Raw genomic sequence first — 23284 nt, forward strand, 5'->3', positions numbered from 1 at the left:
AACGGCCTCATCGAGCTCCACCGCCGCGTCGCCCGCGGCTTCCGCAACTACAACAACTACCGGCTACGCATGCTCCTCATCGGCGGAGGACTCGACACCCTCATCCCCACCTGAAGTACGAAGAGCCCCTTTGGGCCACTCCGGTCCAAAACCCTTCCGGCTTTGCGCAAACGAGCGCAACCTGTCATCTGTGCACCGGTCTGGGAGGGCCGAGCACGACCCGTCGGTCAGGGAGGGCCGGCGGAGGGGAGCAACTGAGGGAGGCCCGCGTGGACAACGACGCGTGCAGCAGCAACGACTCGACCGGCGACGGACACCGCGACGACGACCCGATGCGTGAGGGGCTCGTCGTCGAGCACATGACGCTCGTGTCCCACATCGTCCGCGAGACCATGACCCGCGTCCCGGCCCACGTGAGCCGCGACGACCTGCAGTCCGCCGGCCTGACCGCCCTGGTCAAGGCGGCCCGGGCCTACGAGCCCGACCGTGGGGTGCCGTTCACCCGGTACGCCGCCAGCCGCATCCGCGGCGCGATCCTCGACGAGCTGCGTCAGGTCGACTGGGCCTCGCGCTCGGTCCGCCGCCGCGGCCGCGACCTCGACGCCGCCCGCAGCGCCCTGGCAACAGCCTGGGCCGGGCACCGGAGAACCACGAGGTGGCCGCCGCGCTCGGCATCTCGGTCGCCGAGGTCGAGAACAACGACGGCGACGTCGCCCGGGCCAACGTCTTGTCGCTGCAGGGCTCGGAGGTCTCCTTCGAGGAGATGCTCGTGAGCACCGCCCCGGCACCGGCCGACCTGGTCGAGCACCGCGAGAAGCTGGAGTACCTCGTCGACGCGATCGCCGAGCTGCCAGAGCGGCTGCGGATCGTGGTGCAGGAGTACTTCCTCGCCGAGCGACCGATGGCCGAGATCGCCGAGACTCTCGGGGTCACCGAGTCCCGGGTCTCCCAGATCCGCGCCGAGGCGCTGGTCCTGCTGCGCGACGCCCTCAACAGTGCGCTCGACCCCAGCCTGGTCGCGCCGCACGCCCGACCCCACGGCTGCGCCGCCCAGCGCCGCAACGCCTACTTCGAGGCCGTGGCCGCCCGCCATGCCGCCGGTCGGGTCAGCGTCCGGATCCCCCAGGCCGGCACCGCCTAGGAGAACCGCACCTCTGCTCGGCGCCGCGTCGGCCCCGGACGGAACTGCTCGAGAAAACTCCTCAAGCAGCTCCGACCGGGGCCGATGTGCTTCGTCGAGGCCCATGGACGGGCCGACCGACTCACATCCAGGAAGGGATCCATCATGAGTCTTCGCATCAACCAGAACATCGACGCCGTCAACAGCTACCGCAACCTGTCGGTCACGCAGGGCCAGATGAGCAAGTCCCTGGAGAAGCTCTCCAGCGGCTTCCGCATCAACCGTGCCGCCGACGACGCCGCGGGCCTGGCGATCTCCGAGGGCCTGCGCTCGCAGATCGGTGGTCTCAAGGTCGCGGTCCGCAACACCCAGGACGGTGTTTCGGTCGTGCAGACCGCTGAGGGTGCGCTCACCGAGACGCACTCGATCCTCCAGCGCATGCGCGACCTGGCCGTGCAGTCGGCCAACGACTCCAACGACACCAACTCCCGGAGTGCGATCAACGCGGAGGCAACTGCGCTGAAGGAGGAGCTGACCCGCATCGCGGACAAGACCACCTTCAACAACGTCAAGCTCCTCGACGGCTCGTTCACCGGCAAGGAGTTCCAGGTCGGCTACGCCGCCGGTGACACCATCACCGTGGACATCCAGGGTGGTCGCACGGCCGCTCAGAACCTCTTCACCGACAGCACGGTGTCGACAGCGAGCACCTTCACGTTCAACCAGGCGGCCGACACGACGGGGCCCGTCACCAGCGCAGCCATCGAGGTCACGACGGGAACGATCGGCGTGACGAACACGGCTCAGGAGACGGCGGACGCCCTCAACGCCGACACCGCGTTCAAGACCGCGTTCTCGGCGTCGGTCGACGGGGCGACGGGTCAGCTCCTCGTCACCGCCAAGTCGGGTAACGGCTCCGCGGTGACGGTTAGCGCGGCCGCGACGGGCACCACTGCTGGCGCCGGCACTGCCGAGGCCGCTACCGGTGGCGGCTTCTCCGCGGCCCACTTGGGTGTCGACACGCAGGTGGACCTGACCAGCCAGACGGCCGCCAACGCCTCGATCTCCGTCATCGACACCGCCATCAAGAACGTGTCGACCGCCCGCGCCAACCTCGGTGCCCTGCAGAACCGGTTCGAGCACACGATCAACAACCTGAACGTGACCGCCGAGAACCTCTCCGCCAGCGAGAGCCGGATCCGCGACACCGACATGGCCCAGGAGATGATGAGCTTCACCCGGGCTCAGATCCTCTCCCAGGCCGGCACGGCGATGCTCGCCCAGGCCAACCAGGCGCCCCAGGGCGTCCTGAGCCTGCTGCGCTGATCCACCCCAGCAGCACCTGAGTCCCGGTGACCGGGGCCCGACGGCGACCCCGTCGTCGCCCCGGTCCCCGGGACTCCCAGCACCACCCCGTACCACCAGCAGCACGGCACCACCCGGGAGCGCGAGAGGAGGCGACCTCGATGGCAGCAAGCATCTCCGGCCTGGCCAGCGGCCTGGACACCGCGACGATCATCAACCAGCTCATGCAGCTGGAGGCCGCCCCGCAGAACCGGCTCAAGACCCGCATCTCCGACGAGAAGCTGGTCCTCACCAGCCTCCAGGCGCTCAACAAGACCGTCGCCGGCCTGGCCACGAAGGCCGAGGCCTTGGCCAAGGACACCGCCTGGCGGCCGCTGACCGCCACCAGCTCGAACGCCGCCGTCGGCGTCAGCGCCACCAGCTCGGCCTCGCCCCGCTCGCTGACGGTCACCGTCACCGGGGTGGCGGCCACCCACCAGCTTGGCTTCGCGAACGCTGCCGGCCTCTCCGACGTCGTCACCGGCGCCTCCACCAAGGTGCGCCTGGACCGCTTCGACGGCTCGCCGGTCGAGCTCGAGAGCGGCGACGGCACGCTCCAGGGCCTGGTCTCCGCCATCAACAAGCCGGAGAACGCCACGGGGCTCACGGCCACCGTCGTCAAGCAGGCCGACAACAGCTACCGGCTGCTCGTCGAGTCGACCAAGACCGGCGCGGTGGAGGACTTCGACCTCACCGCGCTCGACGGCTCCCCCCTCCTCGGCGGTGCCACCGTCCGGGCCGGCAGCAACGCCTCGATCGACCTCGGCGCTGGCATCACGGCCACGAGCGCGACCAACACCTTCGCCGAGGTGGTCCCCGGCACGACGATCACCCTGGGGGCCGCCGCCACCACCGGCACGGTCTCCACCATCACCGTCGCCCGCGACACCAGCGGGATGTCGGCCAAGGTCAAGGACCTCGTCGACTCGATCAACGCCGCCCTCGGCGAGATCGACGTGAAGGCCGCCGCCGGTGGCGCGGGCAAGACCGCCGGACCGCTCGCCGGCGACGGCGCGGCGCGCCAGCTGCGCACGGCCCTGCTCGACACGATCCGCGGCGACGCCGGCGGCACCAGCCTGGCGGCGTACGGCATCCAGGTGACCCGCTCGGGACGCCTCGAGCTCGACGAGACGACGTTCAAGGCGGCGTACGCCGCGGACCCGGTCGGCACCGCGGAGATGTTCACCACGACGGGCGACGGCTTCGCCGCCCGGGTGGCCGCGGTCGCGAAGGGTGCCAGCGACTCGACCGAGGGCACGCTCAGCGCGGCCATCACCGGTCGGCAGTCCGGCATCGACCGGATGGAGGACTCCATCGACGAGTGGGACCGCCGGCTGACGCTGCGCCGGACCGCTCTCGAGCGGCAGTTCACCGCGCTGGAGACGGCGCTCTCACAGATGTCCAGCCAGTCCAGCTGGTTGGCCGGTCAGCTCAGCTCGCTTCCGTCGAGCAGCAGCTGACACCCACGGGAAGTCAAGGAAGGCACCCCATCATGTACTCAGACCCTCGCGCCGCATACATGGATGCATCCGTCGCGACCGCCAGCCCCGCCCGCCTGCTCGTCATGCTCTACGAGCGTCTCGTGCTCGACGTCCGCAGGGGCATGGCCGCCCAGCAGCAGGGCGACCACGCCGAGGCCCACACCCAGCTGCTGCACGCCCAGGACATCGTCCTGGAGCTGCGCGCCACGCTCGACGTGGACGCCTGGGAGGGTGGCCCCGGCCTGGCCTCCATCTACGACTTCCTGCACCTGCAGCTGGTCCGCGCCAACATCGGCCGCGACGCCGCCACCACCGAGGGCTGCCTCCGGCTGGTCGAGGACCTCTGCGCCACCTGGCGCGAGGCCGCCCTCGCCGCGGCCCAGGTCGCATGAGCGCCGTCCACGCCACCCATGCCGATGTCGACCACGCCACCGCACGTCTCCTCGACGTGCAGGTCGGCGACCCGACGGTCATGGCCCACGCCGACGTGACCGCGTGGGAGATCGTGCTCGACCGGATCGAGCTCGACGTGATGCGAGGTGAGCGCAACCTGGCGCGCGGCCTGGAGTTCCGCACCGACCCGTGGGACCTGCCCGACGACGACATCGGCCCGATCCCCGCGGTCCTCGTGGAGCGGGCGCTCGGCATCCACCGCCGCCAGCACGACCTCATCGAGAAGATGAGCCAGACCCTGCACCACACCTGGCGCCAGCAGGCGGTGGCGGAGGCCAACAGCCGGGACCAGGCGGTCACGCCCTACCCGGTGTACGTCGACGTCACGATCTGACGTCGTCTCCCGCTGCCGGCCGGCACGACCCGCCGCACCGCGCCGCCCGCGTCCGTGGGCAGCGCCCCAGGTCGACCCTCCACCTCCCCCCGGTCACCGCGACCCCTGCCCACTCTCCCGGGCAGGGGTCGCGGTGTTCCTGCGTCCGGGCGCGGCTGCCGGCGGGCCGGAGTGGGCCTGTGGACAGAGGGGACCAAGGTCCCGAGCCGTCCCACCCGCACCACAACCGGCTCCTACCGCTCAGGTCCTCGCCGGCCGCGCCGATGGGGGTCATCGACGCGCCGAGCCGCGACCGGGGTCACCCGGGTCCGCGGGCCGCTCGGGCAGGCGCTCCACTGACCGGCACCGGTCAGCACCGCAAGCGAAGGGGGAGGGATGGACGACGACGCCGAGATCGTGGCCGAGTTCCTCGTGGAGAGCCACGAGAACCTGGACCAGCTCGACCGCGACCTCGTGGAGCTCGAGCGCACGCCCGACTCCCGCGAGCTGCTGTCCAGCATCTTCCGCACCATCCACACCATCAAGGGCACCAGCGGCTTCCTCGCCTTCAACCGGCTCGAGGCGCTGACCCACGTCGGCGAGAACCTGCTCTCCCGCCTGCGCGACGGCAAGATGACGATGACCACCGCCACCACCGGCGCGCTGCTCACCATGGTCGACACCGTCCGGGCCCTGCTCGAGGCGATCGAGCACGGCACCGGCGACGCCGACCCGGCCGTGGACGTGGAGTCGGTCGTCGCGATGCTCGAGCGCGTGCTGGCCGGCGAGGCCGACGGCGACGCTGCGCCCGAGCCCGTGGCCCAGACCGCCGCCGAGGCGGTCGAGGAGCCTGCCGCCCCGGTCGTCGCCGAGCCCGCAGCCCAGGTCGTCGAAGCGGTCGAGGCGGTCGAGGAGGTCGTCGAGCACGTCCGGCCGGAGACCCTCGAGGACGCTCCGGCCGCGGAGGTCCAGCCCGTCACCGAGGAGGTGGCCGCCGTGGCCGCACCCGCACCGCCCCAGCCGGTCGAGCCGGTCGAGCCCCCGCCGGTCGTGCAGGAGGCGGCGCCTGCCGTCGAGCCGCCGGCACCCGTCGTACCCACGCCGGCGGCGACCGCCGCCGAGCCGGCGGTCGACGCCGAGCCGGAGGAGGGCCGCCGCGGGGTGGTCGACTCCTCGGTCCGCGTCGACGTCGACCTGCTCGACGGCCTGGTGCAGCTGGTCGGCGAGCTGGTGCTGACCCGCAACCAGATCCTGCAGCGCACCGAGACCGCCGACGACGTCGAGCTGGTGCGGGCCTCGCAGCGCCTGGACCTCGTGGCCAGCGAGCTGCAGGAGAGCGTGATGCGCACCCGCATGCAGCCGATCGGCCAGGTCTGGTCGAAGATGCCGCGGATCGTGCGCGACCTGGCCCACCAGCTCGGTCGCGAGGTCGACCTGGACATGCAGGGCCACGAGACCGAGCTCGACCGCTCGCTCCTCGAGGCGCTCAAGGGGCCGCTGACCCACCTGGTGCGCAACTCCCTCGACCACGGCATCGAGCCGCCGGCCGACCGGGTCGCCCAGGGCAAGCCGGCCGCCGGCAAGCTCTCCCTGCGCGCCTACCACGAGTCCGGTCAGGTCGTCGTCGAGATCACCGACGACGGCAAGGGCATCGACCCCGCGAAGATCGGCGACGTCGCCGTGAGCCGCGGCGTCGTCTCGCGCGAGCAGCTGGCCCGGATGGAGCCGCGCGCCGTGCTCGACCTCATCTTCAAGCCCGGCTTCTCCACCGCCGAGACCGTCACCAACGTCTCCGGTCGCGGCGTCGGCATGGACGTGGTGCGCACCTCGATCGAGCGGATCGGCGGCAGCGTCGACATGACCTCGACCGTCGGCGCCGGCACGATGATGCGCATCCGCATCCCGCTGACGCTGGCGATCATCCCGGCGCTCGTGGTCGGCCAGGGCGGGGAGCGCTACGCCATCCCGCAGGCCAACCTCGTGGAGCTGGTGCGCCTGGAGGGCCAGGACCTCCGCGACAACGTCGAGACCCTGGCCGGGGCCCCGGTGCTGCGCCTGCGCGGTCGCCTGCTCCCGCTGGTCTCCCTCTCCGAGGCGCTGGGTGGCGAGAAGGCGGCCCCCGACGGGCTGACCATCGTGGTCGTCCAGGCCGACGAGGTCCGCTTCGGCCTCTGCGTCGAGGAGGTCCACGACACCCAGGAGATCGTGGTCAAGCCGATCGGGCGCCAGCTCAAGGCGATCCCGATGTACGCCGGGGCCACGATCATGGGCGACGGGCGGGTCGCGCTGATCCTCGACGTGGCGGGCATCGCCCGCGACCGGGTCATCGGGGCCGCGCACGCGGCCGAGGCCGAGGTCGCCGTCGGGACCGTCGACGCCCGCGCCCTGCTCGTGCTCGAGGTCTCCCAGGGCCGCCGAGCGGCGCTGCCGCTCACGGCGGTCTCCCGGCTGGAGGAGTTCGACCTGGCCCGGATCGAGCGGTCCGGCGGGGCGGAGGTCGTGCAGTACCGCGACGGCATCCTGCCCCTGGTCCGGCTGGCCCCGGCGATCGGCCTCGCGGAGTCCCCGCCGACCGAGGACCAGATCAGCGTGGTCGTCCACGAGGACGGCAGCCACCGCGTGGGCATCGTCATCGACCGGGTCCTCGACGTCGTCGAGGAGCAGGTCGTGCCGACCGAGGTCGGCAAGCGCAACGGCGTCCTCGGCTCCGCCGTCGTCCAGGACCGGGTCACCGACCTGGTCGACCTCGACGCCGTGGTGCGTCCCCTCCTGGCAGGTGTGCGATGACCGCGACGACACTCACCCCGACCGCCGGAGCGCCGACCTCGGCGATGACCGGTCAGATGTGCACCTTCTGGGTCGACGGCCTCTACTTCGGCCTCCAGGTGGAGCACGTCCAGGAGGTGCTGCGCTACCAGCAGCTGACGGTCGTGCCCTGCGCACCCGACGCCGTCCACGGCCTCATCAACCTGCGCGGCCAGATCGTGACCGCGCTCGACCTGCGGTGCCGGCTCGGGCTCCCGCCGCGCCCCGAGGGCGAGCTGCCCATGAACGTCATCGTCCGCTCCCGCGGCGAGGTCGTCTCCCTGCTCGTCGACGACATCGGTGACGTCATCGACACCACCGACGTCCCGCTGCAACCCACTCCGGCCAACCTGCCCCCCACGGTGCAGGACGTGGTCGGCGGGGTGCTGCCCCTGCCCGGATCGATCCTGCTCGTCGTCGACGCCGAACGTGCCGTCGACGTCTCCTCACCCGACACCACCGGAGGAACGCCGTGACCGAGCTCCAGACCCGCGCCACCCAGAACGGCTCCGGCACCGCCTCCGCGCGGGCCAAGGCCGTGCGGACGGCGACGGCGAAGCCCGCCACCAAGACAACCGCACCCGACCTGACCAAGATGCGCTCGGTGCTCGACAGCCTGCCGACCCGCGTCATGCTGGCCGACACCGACCTGGTCATCACCTACGCCAACCCGGCGACCGTCGAGGGCCTGCGCGGGCTCGCCGACTGGATCCCGGTCTCGCCGGACAGGCTCGTGGGGTCCAGCCTGGACATCTTCCACAAGGACCCGTCCTACCAGCGTGGCCTGCTGGCCGACCCGGAGAAGTACCTGCCCCGCCAGGCGCTGATCCAGGTCGGCCCGGAGACCCTCGACCTCAACGTCGCGGCGATCTACGACGACGAGGGTGTGTACGTCGGCGCGATGGCGACGTGGGACCTGGTCACCGAGAAGCTGGCGCTGGAGCAGCAGGTCGCCCGGGTGACCTCGATGATGGAGAACAGCCCGACGAACATGATGTTCGCCGATCGCGAGTTCAACATCACCTACATGAACCCGGCTTCGCTGGAGACCCTGCGTGGGCTGCAGGAGTACCTCCCTGTCCCGGTCGACCAGATCGTGGGCACCAGCCTGGACGTCTTCCACAAGAACCCCGGCTACCAGCGCGCGATCCTGGCGGACGAGAACCAGCTGCCCCGCCGGGCCAACATCTCCGTCGGCCCCGAGACCCTTGACCTCAACGTCTCGCCCATCCGCGACAAGGACGGGGAGTACATCGGGGCCATGGCGACCTGGGAGGTCATCACGGACAAGCTGGCGCTGGCCAAGCAGGTCGCGCGGGTGACCTCGATGATGGAGAACAGCCCGACGAACATGATGTTCGCCGACCGCGACTTCAACATCACCTACATGAACCCGGCTTCGCTGGAGACCCTGCGTGGGCTGCAGGAGTACCTCCCCGTGCCCGTCGACGAGATCGTGGGCACCAGCCTGGACGCCTTCCACAAGACGCCGGACTACCAGCGCGCGATCCTGGCGGACGAGAACCAGCTGCCTCGCCGGGCCAACATCTCCGTCGGCCCCGAGACCCTGGACCTGCTGGTCTCTGCGATCCGCGACGACGAGGGCGAGTACATCGGTGCCATGGCCACCTGGGAGGTCATCACCGACAAGCTGAAGGCCGAAACCGACCGCGACAACACGATGATGGACGCCAACGCCTTCAACAAGACCCTGGCCGTCCTGGCCGCGGCCACGACGAAGGAGGAGGCCATCCAGCAGACCCTGGACACTGTCCGGGAGGAGTTCGGCTGGGCCTACGGCTCCTTCTGGGCCATCGACGACAGCGACGGCCTGCTGCACTTCGACTCCGAGTCCGGGGACGCCGGCCCCGAGTTCCGACAGGTCACGCTGTCCTCGACCTTCGCCGAGGGCGTGGGCCTGTCCGGCCGGGCCTGGGCGACGCGCGACCTGTTCTTCACCCTCGACATCGGCGAGATGACCGACTGCGTGCGGGCCCCCGTGGCCCAGCGTGTGGGAGTGAAGTCGGGCCTGTGCTTCCCGATCATCGTCGACGGCAGCGTCCGCGGGACCATGGACTTCTTCATGATGGAGAAGGTGCAGCCCAGCCCGCAGCGGCTCGACACCCTGCGCAACGTGGGGCGTTTGGTGTCGCAGTCCTTCTCCCGCATCACCAAGGAGACCCAGGAGCGCGAGCAGGCCGCCGAGCTGGCCGCCAAGGTCGAGGTCGTGCTCGACGTCGTGCAGTCGGCGGTGGACGGCGACTTCACCCGCGAGATCACCGTGTCCGGCGACGACGCGGTCGGCCAGCTGGCCGGTGGGCTCTCGAGCCTGCTCGGCACGCTGCGCGAGTCGATGTCGACCATCGGCCAGACCGCCGACGCCCTGGGCGTCGCGGCCGAGCAGCTGACCATCCTCTCCCAGGGGATGGGCGACGGCGCCAGCGTCACCTCTGACAAGGCCGCCAGCGCCAGCGCGTCCTCCTCCGAGGTCTCGGCGAGCATCCAGACCGTCGCCTCGGCGGCGGAGGAGATGACCGCCTCGATCCGCGAGATCGCCCAGAACGCCACGGAGGCCGCCTCGGTCGCCACCGGGGCGGTGGGGGTGGCCAGCCAGGCCCAGGACACCGTGGCCAGCCTCGGCGAGTCCTCGGCCGAGATCGGCCAGGTCATCAAGGTCATCACCTCGATCGCCCAGCAGACCAACCTGCTGGCCCTCAACGCGACCATCGAGGCGGCCCGGGCCGGCGACGCCGGCAAGGGCTTCGCCGTGGTCGCCAACGAGGTCAAGGAGCTGGCCAAGGAGACCGCCAAGGCGACCGAGGACATCGGGCGCAAGATCGAGGCGATCCAGGGCGACACCTCCGGAGCCGTCTCGGCGATCAGTGAGATCTCCGAGGTGATCGGTCGGATCAACGACATCCAGACCACCATCGCCTCGGCGGTGGAGGAGCAGACCGCCACCACCAACGAGATCGCCCGCTCGGTCACCGAGGCCGCCGGCGGTGCCAACGGCATCGCTGACGACATCTCCCAGGTGGCCTCCGCGGCCGACGACACCCGCCAGGGCGCGCAGAACACCCTGCAGTCGGCGACCGAGCTCTCCACCATGGCCGCCGAGCTCAAGGCCCAGGTCGGACGCTTCCGCGTCTGACCCCTGCCGCCGCGCGCCCTCCCAGCGCGTGGCAGCCCCCCGGACCGGACCCGGTCGCGCACCACCCCCCAGCGCGACCGGGTCCGTCCACGCCCGGACCCGCTGCCAGCCCCGCCGACCCGGCACTTCGGAACCGCCGAACCGGCACCTCGGAACCGCCGAGCCGTCTCTCTTGAACCGTCGAGCTGCGATCCGCGCTCGAGCGATTTAGTTACGGCGTCTCGAGCGTTCGGAACTGACAGGTCGGGGGTTCGGAAGTGACGGTTCGGCGGTGCCGTGTCCCCTACGATCGCCGGACCATGTGTGCCGCACCCCGTCCGGAGTCGCTCGTCCGGCTCGAGCAGGAGGTCGGCGTGCTCGTGCGCCGCATCCGCCGCGTCATCGCCGAGCGGGCCCGGCTGGTCCACCCGGACCTCCAGCCGGCGTCGTACCTCATGCTGAGCCACGTCGCGGAGAACGGTCCGATGCGGGCCTCGTCGGTCGCGGACCTGTTCACCGTCGACAAGGGCGCGATCAGCCGCCAGGTCGCCCACCTCATGGAGTTGGGGCTGGTCGAGAAGTCGCGCGACCCCGAGGACGGCCGGGCCTGGCTGCTCACGGCCACGCCGGACGCCGTCCAGCGGCTGCGCACCGTCGCCGAGCAGCGCCGCAGCTACCTCGCCGAGCGGCTCGACGGCTGGGAGGCCGGCGACCTCGAGCGGTTCACCGACCTCCTCGCGCGCTACAACGACTCGCTCGGCCAGGCCTGACCCGGGCCGCGCTCAGCGCAGCCAGACCGCCGTGTCGCCCGGCAGCTCCCGGTCGCCCTCGCGCAGCTCCCCGCTGGCCACCACGACCTCGCCCTCGGGCAGGGCGACGGGGGAGGAGCCGCAGTTGAGCAGCACCGTGAGGTCGCCGCGGCGGAAGGCCAGGACGTCCTCGCCGAGCCCGTGGTCGTCGAGGATCTCCACCGTCCCCGGCCCGCCGAGCAACGTACGCCGGGCCGCGATCGCCCGGCGGTAGAACGCCAGCGTCGAGGCGGGGTCGGCGTCCTGCGCCGCCACGCTGAGCGGCCCCCAGCCCTCGGGCTGCGGCAGCCACGGCTGGCCCGTGCCCGGTCCGAAGCCGTACGGCGGCTCCGACCCGCTCCACGGAATCGGCACCCGGCAGCCGTCGCGGCCGATCTCCGGCGCGTCGGTGTCGCGGGTGCGCAACCAGCTCGGGTCGGTGCGGTCGTCCTCGGGCACGTCGACCTGCTCCAGGCCCAGCTCCTCGCCCTGGTAGAGGTAGGCCGACCCCGGCAGCGCGAGCATCGTGAGCGTGGCCGCCCGGGCCCGGGCCAGGCCCTGGGCGCCGCCGCCGTAGCGGGTCACGTGCCGCACGACGTCGTGGTTGGACAGCACCCAGGTCGGGTCGGCGTGCACGTCCTCCAGCGCCTCGAAGGTGCTGGTGATGACGTCGGCGAAGGCGGTCGCCGACCACGAGGCCAGCAGCCAGGTGAAGTTGAAGGACTGGCTCATCTCGTCGTCGCGCACGAAGCGCGCCATCGACTCCGGCGTCTGGGTCCAGGCCTCGGCGACGGTCATCCGGTCGCCGTCGTACTCCTCGAGCACCTTGTGCCAGCGGCGGTAGACCTCGTGGACCTCCGGCTGGTCCCACATGGGCTCGTCGCGGTGGGTGCGCTCGACCATGGACTTCTGCTCGTTGACGTCGGCGCCGCCGCGCTGCCGCTCGCCCTCGGGCACGACCTGGTCGCGCAGCGACTCCTCCTTGAACAGCCCGTGCGCGACGTCGACGCGGAAGCCGTCCACACCGCGGTCCAGCCAGAAGCGCAGGACCTCCTCGAACATGTCGCCGACCTCGGGGTTGCGCCAGTCGAAGTCGGGCTGGGAGGAGTCGAAGAGGTGGAGGTACCACTGGCCGTCGGGCACCCGGTCCCACGCCGAGCCGCCGAAGACCGAGAGCCAGTTGTTGGGCGGCTCGGAGCCGTCGGGCCCGCGGCCGTCGCGGAACATGTAGCGCGCTCGCTCGGGGCTGCCGGGCCCGGCGGCCAGAGCCTCCTGGAACCACACGTGCTGGTCGGAGGAGTGGTTGGGCACCAGGTCGACGACGACCTTGATGCCGAGGTCGTGGGCGGTCGCGAGCAGGGTGTCGGCGTCCTCGAGGGTGCCGAAGAGCGGGTCGATGTCGCAGTAGTCGGAGACGTCGTAGCCGTGGTCCTTCTGCGGCGAGCGGTAGAACGGCGAGATCCAGACCGCGTCCACCCCGAGGTCGCGCAGGTAGGGCAGGCGGCTGGTGATGCCGGCCAGGTCGCCGACGCCGTCGCCGTCGGCGTCCGCGAAGGAGCGGGGGTAGACCTGGTAGATGACGGCGTGGCGCCACCACTCGACGTGCGTCTGCTCAAGGGCCATGGCGGACATGGTGGCACAGGCTGGTGTACCGGTAAAAGTCCGTCGGCGCGAGCGCCTCGGCCGGCTCAGCCGGCGACGTCGATCCACACCTGCCGGGTGACCCCGAGCAACTCGCCCGAGGCGTCGCGCAGCGTCGTGCGCGCGTGGTGCTTGCGGCCCTCCGAGCCCAGTGCCTCGCCCGTGACGACGTACGTCGCCCCCAGCTCGGGCAGCCGGTCCAGCCGCCCCGTGATCCGACCCAGCACGCGCGGGGTGTCCTCGAGGCCGGTGGCCCAGGCGCCGGCGCAGTCCAGCGCCGCCCAGGCGATCTCGTACGTCGAGGAGTGCGGCGTCCAGGTGGCCGCGACCGTCCCGGGCCGGCCGGGCACGGGGCCGGGGAAGATCCGCAGCCCGTCACCCTCCGCGCGGTCGGGCCCGCAGGAGAAGCAGCCCGGGAACGCGTGCGCGCGGTGCCCGACGAAGTCCGCCTCCGCCGCCCGGGCGACCTCGACCTCGACCGGGTCCGAGGGCTCGAGCCCGGCCTCCACGACCCGCGCGGACAGCACGGTGCGACCCTCGGGGTCGAGCGCGGTGACGGTCCCGTCCTCCTCCTGCACCGGCAGCGGGACCTCGAGCGGCGGTGGCAGGCGCAGCGTCACCTCGACCGTGCGGCCGAGGGCGGTGCCGCTGCCGCACACGGCCGCGATCGCGCCGGCGCACCACCCGCCGTTGCCGGAGCCGGGGGGACCGTGGAACGCGGAGGGGACGAGGAGGGTGCTCACCCGCGGATCTTCTCGTACCTGTCCAGCGCCTCGCGCCGCTCCTCCTTGTGGTCGACCATCGGGGGCGGGTAGCCGACGAGGTCGCGGGTGTCGGGGTCGGGGTCGTGGGGGTCCGGGACCCGGTCGGGGTCGGACAGCTCCTCGACCCAGCGACGGACGTAGTCGCCGGGCGGGTCGAACTTCTTCCCCTGGGTCGTGGGGTTGAAGACGCGGAAGAACGGCGAGGCGTCGGTGCCCGAGCCGGCCGTCCACTGCCAGCCGTGGTTGTTCGACGCCAGGTCGCCGTCGACCAGCCAGTGCAGGAAGTGCCGGGCACCGTGCTGCCACTCCACGTGCAGGTCCTTGACCAGGAAGCTGGCCACGATCATCCGCACCCGGTTGTGCATCCACCCCGTCGCGCGCAGCTGGCGCATGCCGGCGTCGACGATGGGGTAGCCGGTGCGCCCCGCGGCCCAGACCTCCAGCTGCTTGCCGGGGCGGTCGTAGGGCATCTTCGCGAACTCCGGCTTGTAGTACTCCCGCGCGCTGTCGGGTCGCGCGTGCAGCACGTCGGCGTAGAAGTCGCGCCACGCCAGCTCGGTGCGGTAGGTGCCGGCCCCCTTCCCGGTACGCCGGGACAGGTCGGCCAGCAGCTGGCGCGGGTGCACCTCGCCGTACTTCAGGTGCACCGACATCCGGCTCGTGCCGTCGACGCCCGGGCGGTCGCGGTCGTCGTCGTACGCCGCCACCTTGTCCAGGAAGCGCTCCCACTGCGCGTGCGCGGCGGCCTCGCCGGCCTCGGGCAGCTCGAGCCCGGCGGGCAGGTCGGGGTCGGGGATCTCGGTGGTGGACTCGTCGGTGTCGTCGAGGGAGACCCACGAGACGCCGGTGGGCGCGTCGACGGGGGAGGGCCAGCCGTGGTCGGCCCAGCGCCGGGAGAACGGGGTGAAGACCTTGAAGTTCTGCCCCGAGCCGTTGCGCACGGTGCCGGGGTCGACGGCGTACGGCGACCCCGTGCGCACGAACGCGATGCCGGCCTCCTCGAGGGCCTCCTCGACGCGGCGGTCGCGCTCGGCGCCGTACGGCCCGAAGTCCGCGGAGACGTGGACGCTCCCGGCTCCGACCGCCTTCGCGGCGAGGACCACCCGGCGGACCGGGTCGCCGCGCACGACCGACAGCCCGGTCTGCCGCTGCCGCAGCGAGGCGTCGAGGGAGCGCAGGGAGGCGCCGAGGTAGGCGCGCCGGCTCGGGCCGGCCGGCCCCCACAGCGCCGGGTCGAGCACGAAGAGCGGGAGGACCGGGCCCTCGTCCGCCGCGGCGCACAGCGCCGGGTTGTCGGCCAGGCGCAGATCGCGGCGGAACCACATCACCGACGTCATGGGTCCACACGGTGCCAGGTGGCCGGTGACGCGATGCTCACCCGAGCGGCCGCCCCAGGAGGCTGCCCGGACGGCCCGCTGGGGCGCCCACCCGCCGGATGGGATGATGGCCCCGTGAGCGACCTGATCGACACCACCGAGATGTACTTGCGGACCATCTACGAGCTGGTCGAGGAGGGCATCGTCCCGCTGCGGGCCCGGATCGCCGAGCGCCTGCACCAGTCGGGCCCCACGGTGTCGCAGACGGTGGCCCGGATGGAGCGCGACGGCCTGCTCACGGTCGAGGGCGACCGCCACCTCGAGCTCACCGAGGAGGGCCGGCGCCTGGCCACCCGCGTCATGCGCAAGCACCGGCTCGCCGAGCGGCTGCTGGTCGACGTCATCGGCCTGGACTGGGAGCAGGTCCACGAGGAGGCGTGCCGCTGGGAGCACGTGATGTCGGAGACCGTCGAGCGTCGGCTCCTCGAGATCCTCGACCACCCCACGCAGTCGCCCTACGGCAACCCGATCCCCGGCTTGGACGAGCTCGGCCAGGCCGCGCCGGCCGAGTCGTTCATGGACGGCGTGGAGTCGCTGTCGGCAGCCGCAGAGCAGGGTGAGGGCCGGGTGCTGGTGCGCCGCATCTCCGAGGAGATGCAGAAGGACGAGCTGCTGATGAGCGCCCTGCGCCGCGTCGGTGCGCTGCCCGACAAGACCGTCACCGTCGTCCGCACCGAGGAGGGCGTGCTCGTCGGCGCCGGCGGCGAGTCGGCCGAGATCGTGCCCGAGGCGGCCGACCACATCTTCGTCCGCCGGCTCTGATCTGGGCTGAGCCCGGCACCGGGCCGGGCGGTGGCCGCCCTCGAGCCGCCGCGAGGCTGCTGCAGGGGGATATCGGCAGGTCGACGGCGGACCTGAGGGCCGTCCAGACGGGTGCCGACCCCGCGTGACCACCTCCCGCACCGACTCGTTGTCGGTGCATGGAGGGAATGTCTACGGTGGTGGAGCGCCGAGCCAGCGGCGCAGGTCGTTGGGGGGGCCTCGTGGAGCTGATCGCGGTGCCGGTGCGTGCCGCCGTGCTCACCGACGGCCCCGGTGCGGGCGGGGAGTTCGTCGTCTCCCACTCCGAGAGCGGGCTGACCCGCGGGCTCGAGATCGACGAGCAGGTGGTCGTGGTCGACCCGGACGGCGAGTTCCACGCCGCGAGCGTCGTCGACCTGGAGTTCAGCCTCGAGGACACCCACTACGTCCTGGAGCTCGGGGTGCGACTGCCTCCCGACACGGTGCGGGAGCGGCTGTCCGGTGTCGACACCGGCGCCCCGGCCGGGGACGACCTCGGTGCGCTGCTCGACCTGCTCGGTCGGCTGCGCGACCGCCCCGAGCCCTCCTGACCCCGCTCGTCGGGCTGCCCACGCCGCCCGGGCAGGCGCTCAGGCCAGGGCGGTCAGGAACTCCGTGCAGCCGGTCTCGACGGCGTACGTCGCCAACGGGTCGCCGCGCGTCTCGCCGCGGTTGACGATCACCACCGGCACGTCGAGCGCGGCGGCGCGGCGCACGAAGCGCAGCCCGCTCATGACCGTCAGGCTCGAGCCGACCACCAGCAGCGCGCCGTCGGTGTCGGCCAGCGACTCGACGGCGGCGTAGCAGCGCTCGACCCGGTCCTTCGGGACGTTCTCGCCGAAGAAGACCACGTCGGGCTTGAGCACACCGCCGCACGCCTCGCACCCTGGCACCTCGAAACCCGCGGTGTCCTCGAGCTCGACGTCGCCGTCGGGGTTGATCCGCACACCCGTGTGCCGCTCGTGCCAGCCGGGGTTGAGGGCGTCCAGCCGCTCCTGCAGCGCCGCCCGCGGCGAGGTGCGGCGGCAGTCCAGGCACACCACGTCCGCGATCCGGCCGTGCAGCGCGACCAACCGGGGGGTGCCGACCCGCTCGTGCAGTCCGTCGACGTTCTGGGTGATGACCAGCTCCGCGTCCAGGCGGGCCACGGCCAGGTGGCCGTCGTTGGGGTCCGCGCGACGCATCCGACCCCAGCCGAGGTGGCTGCGCGCCCAGTAGCGGCGACGGGCCTCGGGCCCGGAGAGGAACTCCTGGAAGGTCATCGGCTTCCGCGCCGGCGAGCCGGGGCCGCGGTAGTCCGGGATGCCGGAGTCGGTGGAGAGCCCGGCGCCGGTGAGGACCACCAGCGGGCGCCCGCGTAGGAGGTCCACGGCCGGTGCCAGGAGCTGCTCGCTGCGCGGGAGGGCAGTCTGGGTCACCCGAGCCTCCCTCGGCCGTCCCCTCGGCCGGTCACCGGGCGTAGCGGACCGCAGCCCGAGCCCGGGCCTTTTCCGCCTCGACCTCGCGGTCCTTCGGCGGGGCGGTGGTGGTGAGCGCGTCGAGCAGGTGCTGGGTGGCGTGGGCGACCTCGGCCACGGCCCGGTCGAAGGCCTCCTGGTTGGCCTGGGAGGGCTTCGTGGAGCCACTGACCTTGCGGACGTACTGCAGCGCCGCCGCGGTGACCTCGTCGGTCGTCGCCGGGGGCTCGAAGTTGTGGAGCTGGCGGATGTTGCGGCACATGGGACGAGCGTACGTCGGTGGGCGCTGGCGGCTGCGTGCTGCTGCTTGCAAGCATCCTGCGCGCTAACCGGGTGCTAGCGAGCCCCGGTGTGGCGGAAAGCCAACGACGGTTGACTCGTTGGATCGGGTGTGACTCGATGCACGTGCTTGCCGACTTGCAAGTGCTTGCTCTTGCTAGCACCATGGAGGACATGGCCAAGGGAAAGGTGTCGACGGCGGTCGGCTCGCTGGGTGACTACCTCAAGGAGCAGCGCACGCTTGCGCAGCTCTCCTTGCGGCAGCTCGCCGAGCAGACCGGCGTGTCCAACCCCTACCTCAGCCAGATCGAACGCGGACTGCGGCGCCCGTCAGCGGAGGTGCTCCAGCAGATCGCCAAGGCGCTGCGGATCTCGGCCGAGCAGCTCTACCTGCGGGCCGGGATCGTGAGCCCCGACGAGGGTATCGGCGGCTCGGTCGAGCTGGCCGTCCTCGCGGACCCTGCGCTGACCGAGCGGCAGAAGCAGTCCCTGCTCGACGTCTACCAGTCCTTCCTCGCCATGAACGGCGCTGCTCCGGGCAGCGCCACCGCAGGCGCCGACCCGGCCCCGCAGGGCGAGGAGCACGAAGCCACACCCTGAGTCGCGGCACCCGCCACGACCGACCCGACGGGCCCTCCGGCCCACCGAAGGAGCAGTCCCACCATGGCCAAGGCCACTCTTCCCACCGTCCGCATCGAGGACCTCAAGACCGAGGCCACCAAGACCCTCTACGCCGGCGCCGGTGTCGTCGACATGGCCGTCGAGGCCGTGCGCGAGTACGTCGCCGAGGTGCAGGAGAAGCTCGTCGAGCTCCAGAAGGACGCCCAGTCCCGCCTCGAGCGCGTGCAGAAGTCCGTCAAGGACCTCGAGCCCACCACCCTGCGCACCCAGGTCGAGAAGACCGTCAACGCCCGTGTCGAGGCGCTGACCGACGAGGCCAAGGCCCGCCGCACCGCGATCGAGAAGCGCGTCGCCGAGCTCCAGGGCGAGGCCCTCGCGCTGCCGACCCAGGTCCGCAAGCAGCTCGACGAGACCACCGCCACCGCGACCGCCGCCTACGCCGACCTGGCCAAGCGCGGCGAGGTGCTCGTGGGTCGCATCCGCAAGCAGGAGTCCACCAAGGCTGCCGCGACCTCCGCCAAGACCACCAAGGCGAAGGCCAAGACCACCACGACGCAGGCCAAGAAGACCGCCAAGACCACCGCGAAGACCACCGCGACCTCGGCCAAGTCGACCGCCAAGAAGGCCGCCACCACGGCCAAGAAGTCCCCGGCCAAGAAGTCGGCCACCGCCACCAAGACCGCGGCCAAGAAGACCGCGACCGCCGCGGCCCAGGCCACCACCGAGGCGGCCGCCAAGGTCGGCGACTGACCCACGCCCCCGGCGCTCCGGCGCCGTGCACGTCCCGAGCCCCGTCGCCCTCCCCGGGCGGCGGGGCTCGACCCTTGTCCTGCTCCTCGGCGACGCCTCAGACCGGGAAGAACGACGCGTCGTCGCCGGTCACGAGCAGCACCCGGGTGTCGGGCAGCCGGACCAGCCGCACCCGCTCGACGTCCGAGCCGTGCTCGACCTCGACCAGCTCCTGGGAGATGACCCCGTCCCGGAGCCGGACGACCGAGACCCACCCCGTGCGCGCCCCCCAGCCGCGGGTGAGCACGCTGAGCGCCGTGCGGGATCCCGGCAGCCAGGTGAAGGCCCGCGGGTCGGTGGCCGCGACGTGCCGGGTGCCCGGTGCCCAGGACTCGACGTCCAGCCGCCGCGGCTCGGCGAGGTCGGCCAGGTCGAAGAGGCCGGCCTGGGCGCCCCAGGACTCCCCGCCCCGCCGGGACGGCACCGGCCCCTCACCGACCCCGAGCAGCCGGTGCGGTCCGAGCGGGTGGAGGTACGCCGAGAAGCCCGGGATCTTCAGCTCCCCGACGACCTGTGGCCGAGCCGGGTCGGCGAGGTCGACGGTGTAGAGCGGGTCGACCTGCCGGAAGGTCACGACCAGCGCCAGGTCCCCGAACCACCGCACGGCCTCGATGTCCTCCCGGGGACCGATCCGGTCGACCCGGCCGACCTCGTCGAGCCGGCCGTCCCCGGTGTCCTCCAGCACCACGATCGAGGACCAGTTGCCGGTCTCGACGGTGGGCCCGACCGCCACGCGCAGCACGCCGTCGTGCTCGTCCATGGACCAGCGGTCGCGGATCGCGCCGTCCACCTCGCCGGAGGCGGTGTATGTCGCGCCCGTCCCCTCCAGCACGAACTCGTGCAGCTCGCTGGTGCCGTCCGGCTCCGGCAGCGCGACCCGGCTGCCGGTGAGCGGTCCGCCGCGCCACGACGTGACCCCGTCGAACATCCAGCAGCACCCGCTGGCGGCACCGGACGTCGCGAGGTAGAGCCGCTCGGTCGAGGCGTAGACGAGGTCCGTGCCGACCGCGACGCCGACCCCCTGGGCCCCGCCGGCGTCCTCCGGGCCGGCGTCGTCGGAGCCGGAGTCGTCGGAGTCGTCGGTCGCACCGAGGTCGCCGAGCGGCTCGGCGGCATCCAGCCCGACGATCGCCACCGTCCCCGGGGTCGAGCCGTCGGCGCTGCCGGGGTCGGCAGGCAGCGCGACGTCCTCGCACGCGAGCAGCCGCGAGGTCCGCGACGTCCCGTCGGCGGCGTACGTCGTCACGTGGGGGAGCCAGTCGTCGACCGTCGTGGCACGGACCGCCTCGAGGTTGCGCTCGAGGGCCGCGTCCTCCTCCGCGCGCCCGCGCGGACCGCCGCGACCGGGGGCACCGAAGGGCAGGTCCGGCAGCCCGGACTCGACCACGAACCGCAGCACCGACCCGTGCTGGCGCACCGAGAGCAGCGCGGAGTCGAGGGTGACGGTGTCGGTCACGACCGGTGCGCCCGGGTCGGAGACGTTGACGCGGAGCAATCGGGTCCCCTCGGCGCCCCGCTCCGCCTCCCGATCGGCGCCGACCACGACGACGGCGTCGCCGACGAGCAGCAGCTCGGGGTCGACGACGTCGGGGAGGTCGAGCCGGGCGGTCTCCCGCACCGTCGCGCCGGTGACGTCGGCGACGACGAGCCTGCCTCCCCAGCCACCCGGCTCGACCCGCACGAGGAGCCGGCCGTCGGACTTCGCGACGTCCGGCTCGTCCACCCCGGCCTCCTGGACGTTGGTGCCGGTGCCGCTCTGGGTCGCGTTCGTCATGCCGTCGCCGCTGGCGTACGCCGAGTCCGACGCGGTGGACCGCATGGCGCCCCCGACCGACGCCAGGGCCTCCCCGCCCAGGTCCAGCGCGGCGACCGGCCAGCCGACGTGCCCGCCCCACCCCCAGGGGGTCACGAGCTCCTCCGCGCGGTCGACGTGCCAGGCCAGCAGGTCCTCGCAGGAGTCGGCCGGCACCAGTCCGTCCCCCTGCCACGCGACCGGTCTCGTCGAGCCGGCCGGACGACCCGGCTCGGCAGTCGGCTCGCCGACCGGGTCAGCGACCGGGGCGGCGTCCTGGTCGGCCAGGGAGACGCCGACCAGCACCCCTGCGGCGAGGAGTCCGCCCGCCGTCGCGGTGCTGAGCAGCAGGGTCCGAGGGCGTGCGCGCATGCTGCTGAGACGTACGACGCGGACGCGCGGTTCCCGGTGCCGAGGCCGCCTGCGACGATGGGCCCATGGCTGACGCGCAGACCCGTGACCTCGACCTGGCGCTCTTCGGGGCGACCGGCTTCACCGGCGGCCTGACCGCCGAGTACCTCGCCCGCCACGCCCCCAGCGGCCTGCGCTGGGCGCTGGTCGGCCGCAACCGGGGCAAGCTCGAGGCGGTGCGCCAGCACCTGGCGACCATCGACCCCGGGTGCCAGGACCTCGAGATCGTCATCGCCGACACCTCCGACCCCGTCTCGCTGGCGGCGCTCGCCCGCCGCACCAAGGTCGTCGCGACCACCGTCGGGCCCTACCAGCAGCTCGGTGAGCCGCTTGTCGCCGCGTGCGCCGAGGCCGGCACCGACTACGTCGACATCACCGGCGAGCCGGAGTTCGTCGACACGATGTACGTCCGCCACCACGCTGCGGCCGAGCGCTCCGGCGCCCGGATCGTGCACGCCTGCGGCTTCGACTCGATCCCGCACGACCTCGGCGCCTACTACACCGTCCAGCAGCTGCACGCCGCCGGGCCCGTGACCCTGCGCGGCGTCGTGCGCGCGGCCGGAACGTTCTCGGGCGGCACCTTCCACTCCGCGATGGGCGCCTTCGAGCGCAGCCGGCAGATGAGCCAGGCGCTCAAGGAGCGTCGCCGCGTCGAGCCCCGCCCCGAGGGTCGCAAGAGCCGCGCGGTGGCCGGCAAGCCCGGCAAGGACCCGGTGCTCGGCTACTACCTGCTGCCCATGCCGACCATCGACCCGCAGGTCGTCGCCCGCAGCGGAGCCGCGCTCGGGGTCTACGGCCCCGACTTCCGCTACTCCCACTTCGCCGGCACCAAGACCTTGCGGTACGCCGCCGGCGGCGCGCTCGGCGTCGGGCTGATCGGCGTCGCGGCGAAGATCCCGCCGGCGCGCAACCTGCTGAAGTCCCGCGTCAAGCAGGGCGAGGGCCCCTCGCCGGCGCGCCGGGAGAAGTCCTGGTTCACCGTCGACTTCGTCGGCGAGGGCGACGGCCGCACCATCCACACCCGCGTCTCGGGCGGCGACCCGGGCTACACCGAGACCGCCAAGATGCTGGCCGAGTCCGCGCTGTGCCTGGCCTTCGACGACAACCCGCCGACCTCGGGCCAGGTCACCACCGCCCAGGCGATGGGCGACAACTTGCTCGCCCGGCTGCAGGCGGCCGGGATGTCCTTCCAGGTCGTCGACGCGCAGACCGAGGGCTGAGCGCGCGCCGAGGGTTCATACTCCTCCCCATGACGTCAGGGGAGGGCGCGCGGGTGAGCCGCGCCTGGGCAGTGGTGGCCGTCGTGGCGTGGTTCGGGGTGGTGGCGACCGTGCTGCTGTCGGGGCTGGGGTGGTACGTCCAGGTCCCGCCGGAGCCCGGCCTCTACGGCGACACCGGCGACGGGGCGTACGGCGTGCTCCAGCGCGTCGTCGACACCTTCAGCTACTTCACGATCTGGTCCAACATCGTCGTGGCGGTCACTGCGACGCTGCTGGCCCGCGGCAGCGACGGCCGCCGCACCCAGGTGCTGCTGCTCGACGCGCTGCTGATGATCACTGTCACGGGGATCGTCTACCAGCTGCTGCTGGCACCCTCGATCGACGTGCAGGGCTGGTCGCTGCTCACCGACCCGGTCCTGCACGTCGTGACGCCGCTGCTCACGTTGGCGGTCTGGGCCTGGGCCGGTCCGCGCGGCTGGCTCACCGTGCGCCTGCTGCCGCTCTCGCTCGTCGTGCCGCTGCTGTGGGTCGTCTGGATGCTGGCCCGCGGCGCCGTGATCGACGCCTACCCCTACGCCTTCGTCGCGGCCAACGAGCGCGGCTACCCCGCAGCGCTCGCCACGATCGCGGCCATCCTGGTCTTCGGCCTCGTCGTCGCCGCGGTGCTCACTGCGGTCGACCGGGTCCTCTCGCGTCGGCGCGCGGTCCAGCCCGCCTAGG

Annotated in this window: 22 protein-coding genes; 16 read left to right on the plus strand and 6 right to left on the minus strand. The window is 72.5% G+C overall.

From position 1 onward, the window contains the following. The first annotated feature begins 392 nt into the window (after positions 1 to 392). The 10 genes from ACYVID_RS12665 (at position 393) to ACYVID_RS12710 (ending at position 11416) form a co-directional block, all read left to right on the plus strand. On the plus strand, positions 393 to 773 hold the full coding sequence (locus ACYVID_RS12665; RefSeq protein ID WP_460737785.1) for a sigma factor: 381 nt from the start codon (positions 393 to 395) through the stop codon (positions 771 to 773). Further along, on the plus strand, positions 656 to 1141 hold the full coding sequence (locus tag ACYVID_RS12670) for a sigma-70 family RNA polymerase sigma factor (RefSeq protein WP_460737548.1): 486 nt from the start codon (positions 656 to 658) through the stop codon (positions 1139 to 1141). Before ACYVID_RS12665 ends, ACYVID_RS12670 begins: the two co-directional genes overlap by 118 nt. A 144-nt stretch (positions 1142 to 1285) precedes the next feature. After that, on the plus strand, positions 1286 to 2446 hold the full coding sequence (locus ACYVID_RS12675) for a flagellin N-terminal helical domain-containing protein (RefSeq protein ID WP_460737550.1): 1161 nt from the start codon (positions 1286 to 1288) through the stop codon (positions 2444 to 2446). Between the two features lie 140 nt (positions 2447 to 2586). Next, positions 2587 to 3924: a flagellar filament capping protein FliD gene (gene fliD / locus ACYVID_RS12680; protein ID WP_460737552.1), complete on the plus strand. Its 1338-nt coding sequence runs from the start codon at positions 2587 to 2589 to the stop codon at positions 3922 to 3924. Positions 3925 to 3956: 32 nt separating this feature from the next. Beyond that, positions 3957 to 4337 carry a flagellar export chaperone FliS gene (gene fliS / locus ACYVID_RS12685; protein WP_460737554.1) on the plus strand — a complete coding sequence of 127 codons (381 nt, stop codon included), beginning with the start codon at positions 3957 to 3959 and terminating at the stop codon, positions 4335 to 4337. Further along, positions 4334 to 4732 carry a hypothetical protein gene (locus ACYVID_RS12690; protein WP_460737555.1) on the plus strand — a complete coding sequence of 133 codons (399 nt, stop codon included), beginning with the start codon at positions 4334 to 4336 and terminating at the stop codon, positions 4730 to 4732. Before fliS ends, ACYVID_RS12690 begins: the two co-directional genes overlap by 4 nt. Before the next feature lie 375 nt (positions 4733 to 5107). Next, positions 5108 to 7498 (plus strand): chemotaxis protein CheA, encoded by a 2391-nt coding sequence (locus ACYVID_RS12695; protein ID WP_460737557.1) that lies wholly within the window; start codon positions 5108 to 5110, stop codon positions 7496 to 7498. After that, the gene (locus ACYVID_RS12700; protein WP_460737559.1) at positions 7495 to 7992 is read left to right on the plus strand and encodes a chemotaxis protein CheW; all 498 of its coding nucleotides are present in this window, start codon (positions 7495 to 7497) and stop codon (positions 7990 to 7992) included. Before ACYVID_RS12695 ends, ACYVID_RS12700 begins: the two co-directional genes overlap by 4 nt. Further along, positions 7989 to 10667, plus strand: coding sequence for a methyl-accepting chemotaxis protein (locus tag ACYVID_RS12705; protein ID WP_460737561.1), 2679 nt, complete (start codon positions 7989 to 7991; stop codon positions 10665 to 10667). Before ACYVID_RS12700 ends, ACYVID_RS12705 begins: the two co-directional genes overlap by 4 nt. Before the next feature lie 299 nt (positions 10668 to 10966). Then, positions 10967 to 11416: a MarR family winged helix-turn-helix transcriptional regulator gene (locus ACYVID_RS12710; RefSeq protein WP_460737563.1), complete on the plus strand. Its 450-nt coding sequence runs from the start codon at positions 10967 to 10969 to the stop codon at positions 11414 to 11416. 12 nt (positions 11417 to 11428) lie between these two features. Here ACYVID_RS12710 and ACYVID_RS12715 read toward each other — a convergent pair whose 3' ends face one another. The 3 genes from ACYVID_RS12715 to ACYVID_RS12725 all read right to left on the minus strand — a co-directional run bounded on the left by ACYVID_RS12715 (position 11429) and on the right by ACYVID_RS12725 (position 15176). Next, positions 11429 to 13057 carry a glycoside hydrolase family 13 protein gene (locus ACYVID_RS12715; protein ID WP_460737565.1) on the minus strand — a complete coding sequence of 543 codons (1629 nt, stop codon included), beginning with the start codon at positions 13055 to 13057 and terminating at the stop codon, positions 11429 to 11431. Between the two features lie 65 nt (positions 13058 to 13122). Next, complete coding sequence (locus tag ACYVID_RS12720; protein WP_460737567.1) at positions 13123 to 13818, minus strand: hypothetical protein; 696 nt, start codon at positions 13816 to 13818, stop codon at positions 13123 to 13125. Then, positions 13815 to 15176, minus strand: a complete 1362-nt coding sequence (locus ACYVID_RS12725) for a cryptochrome/photolyase family protein (RefSeq protein WP_460737569.1) — start codon at positions 15174 to 15176, stop codon at positions 13815 to 13817. The genes ACYVID_RS12720 and ACYVID_RS12725 overlap by 4 nt, the downstream gene beginning before the upstream one ends. 114 nt (positions 15177 to 15290) lie before the next feature. On the opposite strand from ACYVID_RS12725, the gene ACYVID_RS12730 reads away from it, so the two are divergent. Together ACYVID_RS12730 and ACYVID_RS12735 are read left to right on the plus strand one after the other, a co-directional pair. Beyond that, positions 15291 to 15977, plus strand: a complete 687-nt coding sequence (locus ACYVID_RS12730) for a metal-dependent transcriptional regulator (protein WP_460737571.1) — start codon at positions 15291 to 15293, stop codon at positions 15975 to 15977. Positions 15978 to 16198: 221 nt separating this feature from the next. Continuing rightward, the gene (locus ACYVID_RS12735) at positions 16199 to 16546 is read left to right on the plus strand and encodes a hypothetical protein (RefSeq protein WP_460737573.1); all 348 of its coding nucleotides are present in this window, start codon (positions 16199 to 16201) and stop codon (positions 16544 to 16546) included. A 39-nt stretch (positions 16547 to 16585) separates the two neighbouring features. On the opposite strand, the gene ACYVID_RS12740 is transcribed toward ACYVID_RS12735, so the two are convergent. Together ACYVID_RS12740 and ACYVID_RS12745 are read right to left on the minus strand one after the other, a co-directional pair. Continuing rightward, positions 16586 to 17413 carry an NAD-dependent protein deacetylase gene (locus ACYVID_RS12740; RefSeq protein WP_460737575.1) on the minus strand — a complete coding sequence of 276 codons (828 nt, stop codon included), beginning with the start codon at positions 17411 to 17413 and terminating at the stop codon, positions 16586 to 16588. A 31-nt stretch (positions 17414 to 17444) separates the two neighbouring features. Then, complete coding sequence (locus ACYVID_RS12745) at positions 17445 to 17714, minus strand: DUF2277 domain-containing protein (protein WP_460737577.1); 270 nt, start codon at positions 17712 to 17714, stop codon at positions 17445 to 17447. A 191-nt stretch (positions 17715 to 17905) separates the two neighbouring features. On the opposite strand from ACYVID_RS12745, the gene ACYVID_RS12750 reads away from it, so the two are divergent. Further along, positions 17906 to 18331, plus strand: coding sequence for a helix-turn-helix domain-containing protein (locus ACYVID_RS12750; RefSeq protein WP_460737579.1), 426 nt, complete (start codon positions 17906 to 17908; stop codon positions 18329 to 18331). A 63-nt stretch (positions 18332 to 18394) separates the two neighbouring features. Next, positions 18395 to 19102, plus strand: coding sequence for a hypothetical protein (locus ACYVID_RS12755; RefSeq protein WP_460737581.1), 708 nt, complete (start codon positions 18395 to 18397; stop codon positions 19100 to 19102). A gap of 97 nt (positions 19103 to 19199) precedes the next feature. On the opposite strand, the gene ACYVID_RS12760 is transcribed toward ACYVID_RS12755, so the two are convergent. Then, positions 19200 to 21305, minus strand: a complete 2106-nt coding sequence (locus tag ACYVID_RS12760; protein WP_460737582.1) for a beta-propeller domain-containing protein — start codon at positions 21303 to 21305, stop codon at positions 19200 to 19202. A 65-nt stretch (positions 21306 to 21370) separates the two neighbouring features. Between ACYVID_RS12760 and ACYVID_RS12765 the strand changes: the two genes are divergently transcribed. Both ACYVID_RS12765 and ACYVID_RS12770 read left to right on the plus strand, forming a co-directional pair. Further along, complete coding sequence (locus ACYVID_RS12765; protein WP_460737584.1) at positions 21371 to 22564, plus strand: saccharopine dehydrogenase family protein; 1194 nt, start codon at positions 21371 to 21373, stop codon at positions 22562 to 22564. Between the two features lie 29 nt (positions 22565 to 22593). Further along, the gene (locus ACYVID_RS12770) at positions 22594 to 23283 is read left to right on the plus strand and encodes a Pr6Pr family membrane protein (RefSeq protein ID WP_460737586.1); all 690 of its coding nucleotides are present in this window, start codon (positions 22594 to 22596) and stop codon (positions 23281 to 23283) included. Position 23284 lies beyond the last annotated feature (1 nt).

Source organism: Nocardioides ginkgobilobae, assembly GCF_054781275.1.

What these genes read in the sequence shown, in the direction of transcription:
- ACYVID_RS12770 (WP_460737586.1), top strand. Translation starts at nt 22,594, where the DNA reads ATGACGTCAGGGGAGGGCGCGCGGGTGAGCCGCGCCTGGGCAGTGGTG.
- ACYVID_RS12760 (WP_460737582.1), bottom strand. Translation starts at nt 21,305, where the DNA reads ATGCGCGCACGCCCTCGGACCCTGCTGCTCAGCACCGCGACGGCGGGC.
- ACYVID_RS12700 (WP_460737559.1), top strand. Translation starts at nt 7,495, where the DNA reads ATGACCGCGACGACACTCACCCCGACCGCCGGAGCGCCGACCTCGGCG.
- ACYVID_RS12750 (WP_460737579.1), top strand. Translation starts at nt 17,906, where the DNA reads ATGGCCAAGGGAAAGGTGTCGACGGCGGTCGGCTCGCTGGGTGACTAC.
- ACYVID_RS12765 (WP_460737584.1), top strand. Translation starts at nt 21,371, where the DNA reads ATGGCTGACGCGCAGACCCGTGACCTCGACCTGGCGCTCTTCGGGGCG.
- ACYVID_RS12665 (WP_460737785.1), top strand. Translation starts at nt 393, where the DNA reads ATGACCCGCGTCCCGGCCCACGTGAGCCGCGACGACCTGCAGTCCGCC.
- fliS (WP_460737554.1), top strand. Translation starts at nt 3,957, where the DNA reads ATGTACTCAGACCCTCGCGCCGCATACATGGATGCATCCGTCGCGACC.
- ACYVID_RS12755 (WP_460737581.1), top strand. Translation starts at nt 18,395, where the DNA reads ATGGCCAAGGCCACTCTTCCCACCGTCCGCATCGAGGACCTCAAGACC.
- ACYVID_RS12745 (WP_460737577.1), bottom strand. Translation starts at nt 17,714, where the DNA reads ATGTGCCGCAACATCCGCCAGCTCCACAACTTCGAGCCCCCGGCGACG.
- ACYVID_RS12695 (WP_460737557.1), top strand. Translation starts at nt 5,108, where the DNA reads ATGGACGACGACGCCGAGATCGTGGCCGAGTTCCTCGTGGAGAGCCAC.
- ACYVID_RS12690 (WP_460737555.1), top strand. Translation starts at nt 4,334, where the DNA reads ATGAGCGCCGTCCACGCCACCCATGCCGATGTCGACCACGCCACCGCA.
- ACYVID_RS12710 (WP_460737563.1), top strand. Translation starts at nt 10,967, where the DNA reads ATGTGTGCCGCACCCCGTCCGGAGTCGCTCGTCCGGCTCGAGCAGGAG.
- ACYVID_RS12715 (WP_460737565.1), bottom strand. Translation starts at nt 13,057, where the DNA reads ATGGCCCTTGAGCAGACGCACGTCGAGTGGTGGCGCCACGCCGTCATC.
- fliD (WP_460737552.1), top strand. Translation starts at nt 2,587, where the DNA reads ATGGCAGCAAGCATCTCCGGCCTGGCCAGCGGCCTGGACACCGCGACG.
- ACYVID_RS12725 (WP_460737569.1), bottom strand. Translation starts at nt 15,176, where the DNA reads ATGACGTCGGTGATGTGGTTCCGCCGCGATCTGCGCCTGGCCGACAAC.
- ACYVID_RS12675 (WP_460737550.1), top strand. Translation starts at nt 1,286, where the DNA reads ATGAGTCTTCGCATCAACCAGAACATCGACGCCGTCAACAGCTACCGC.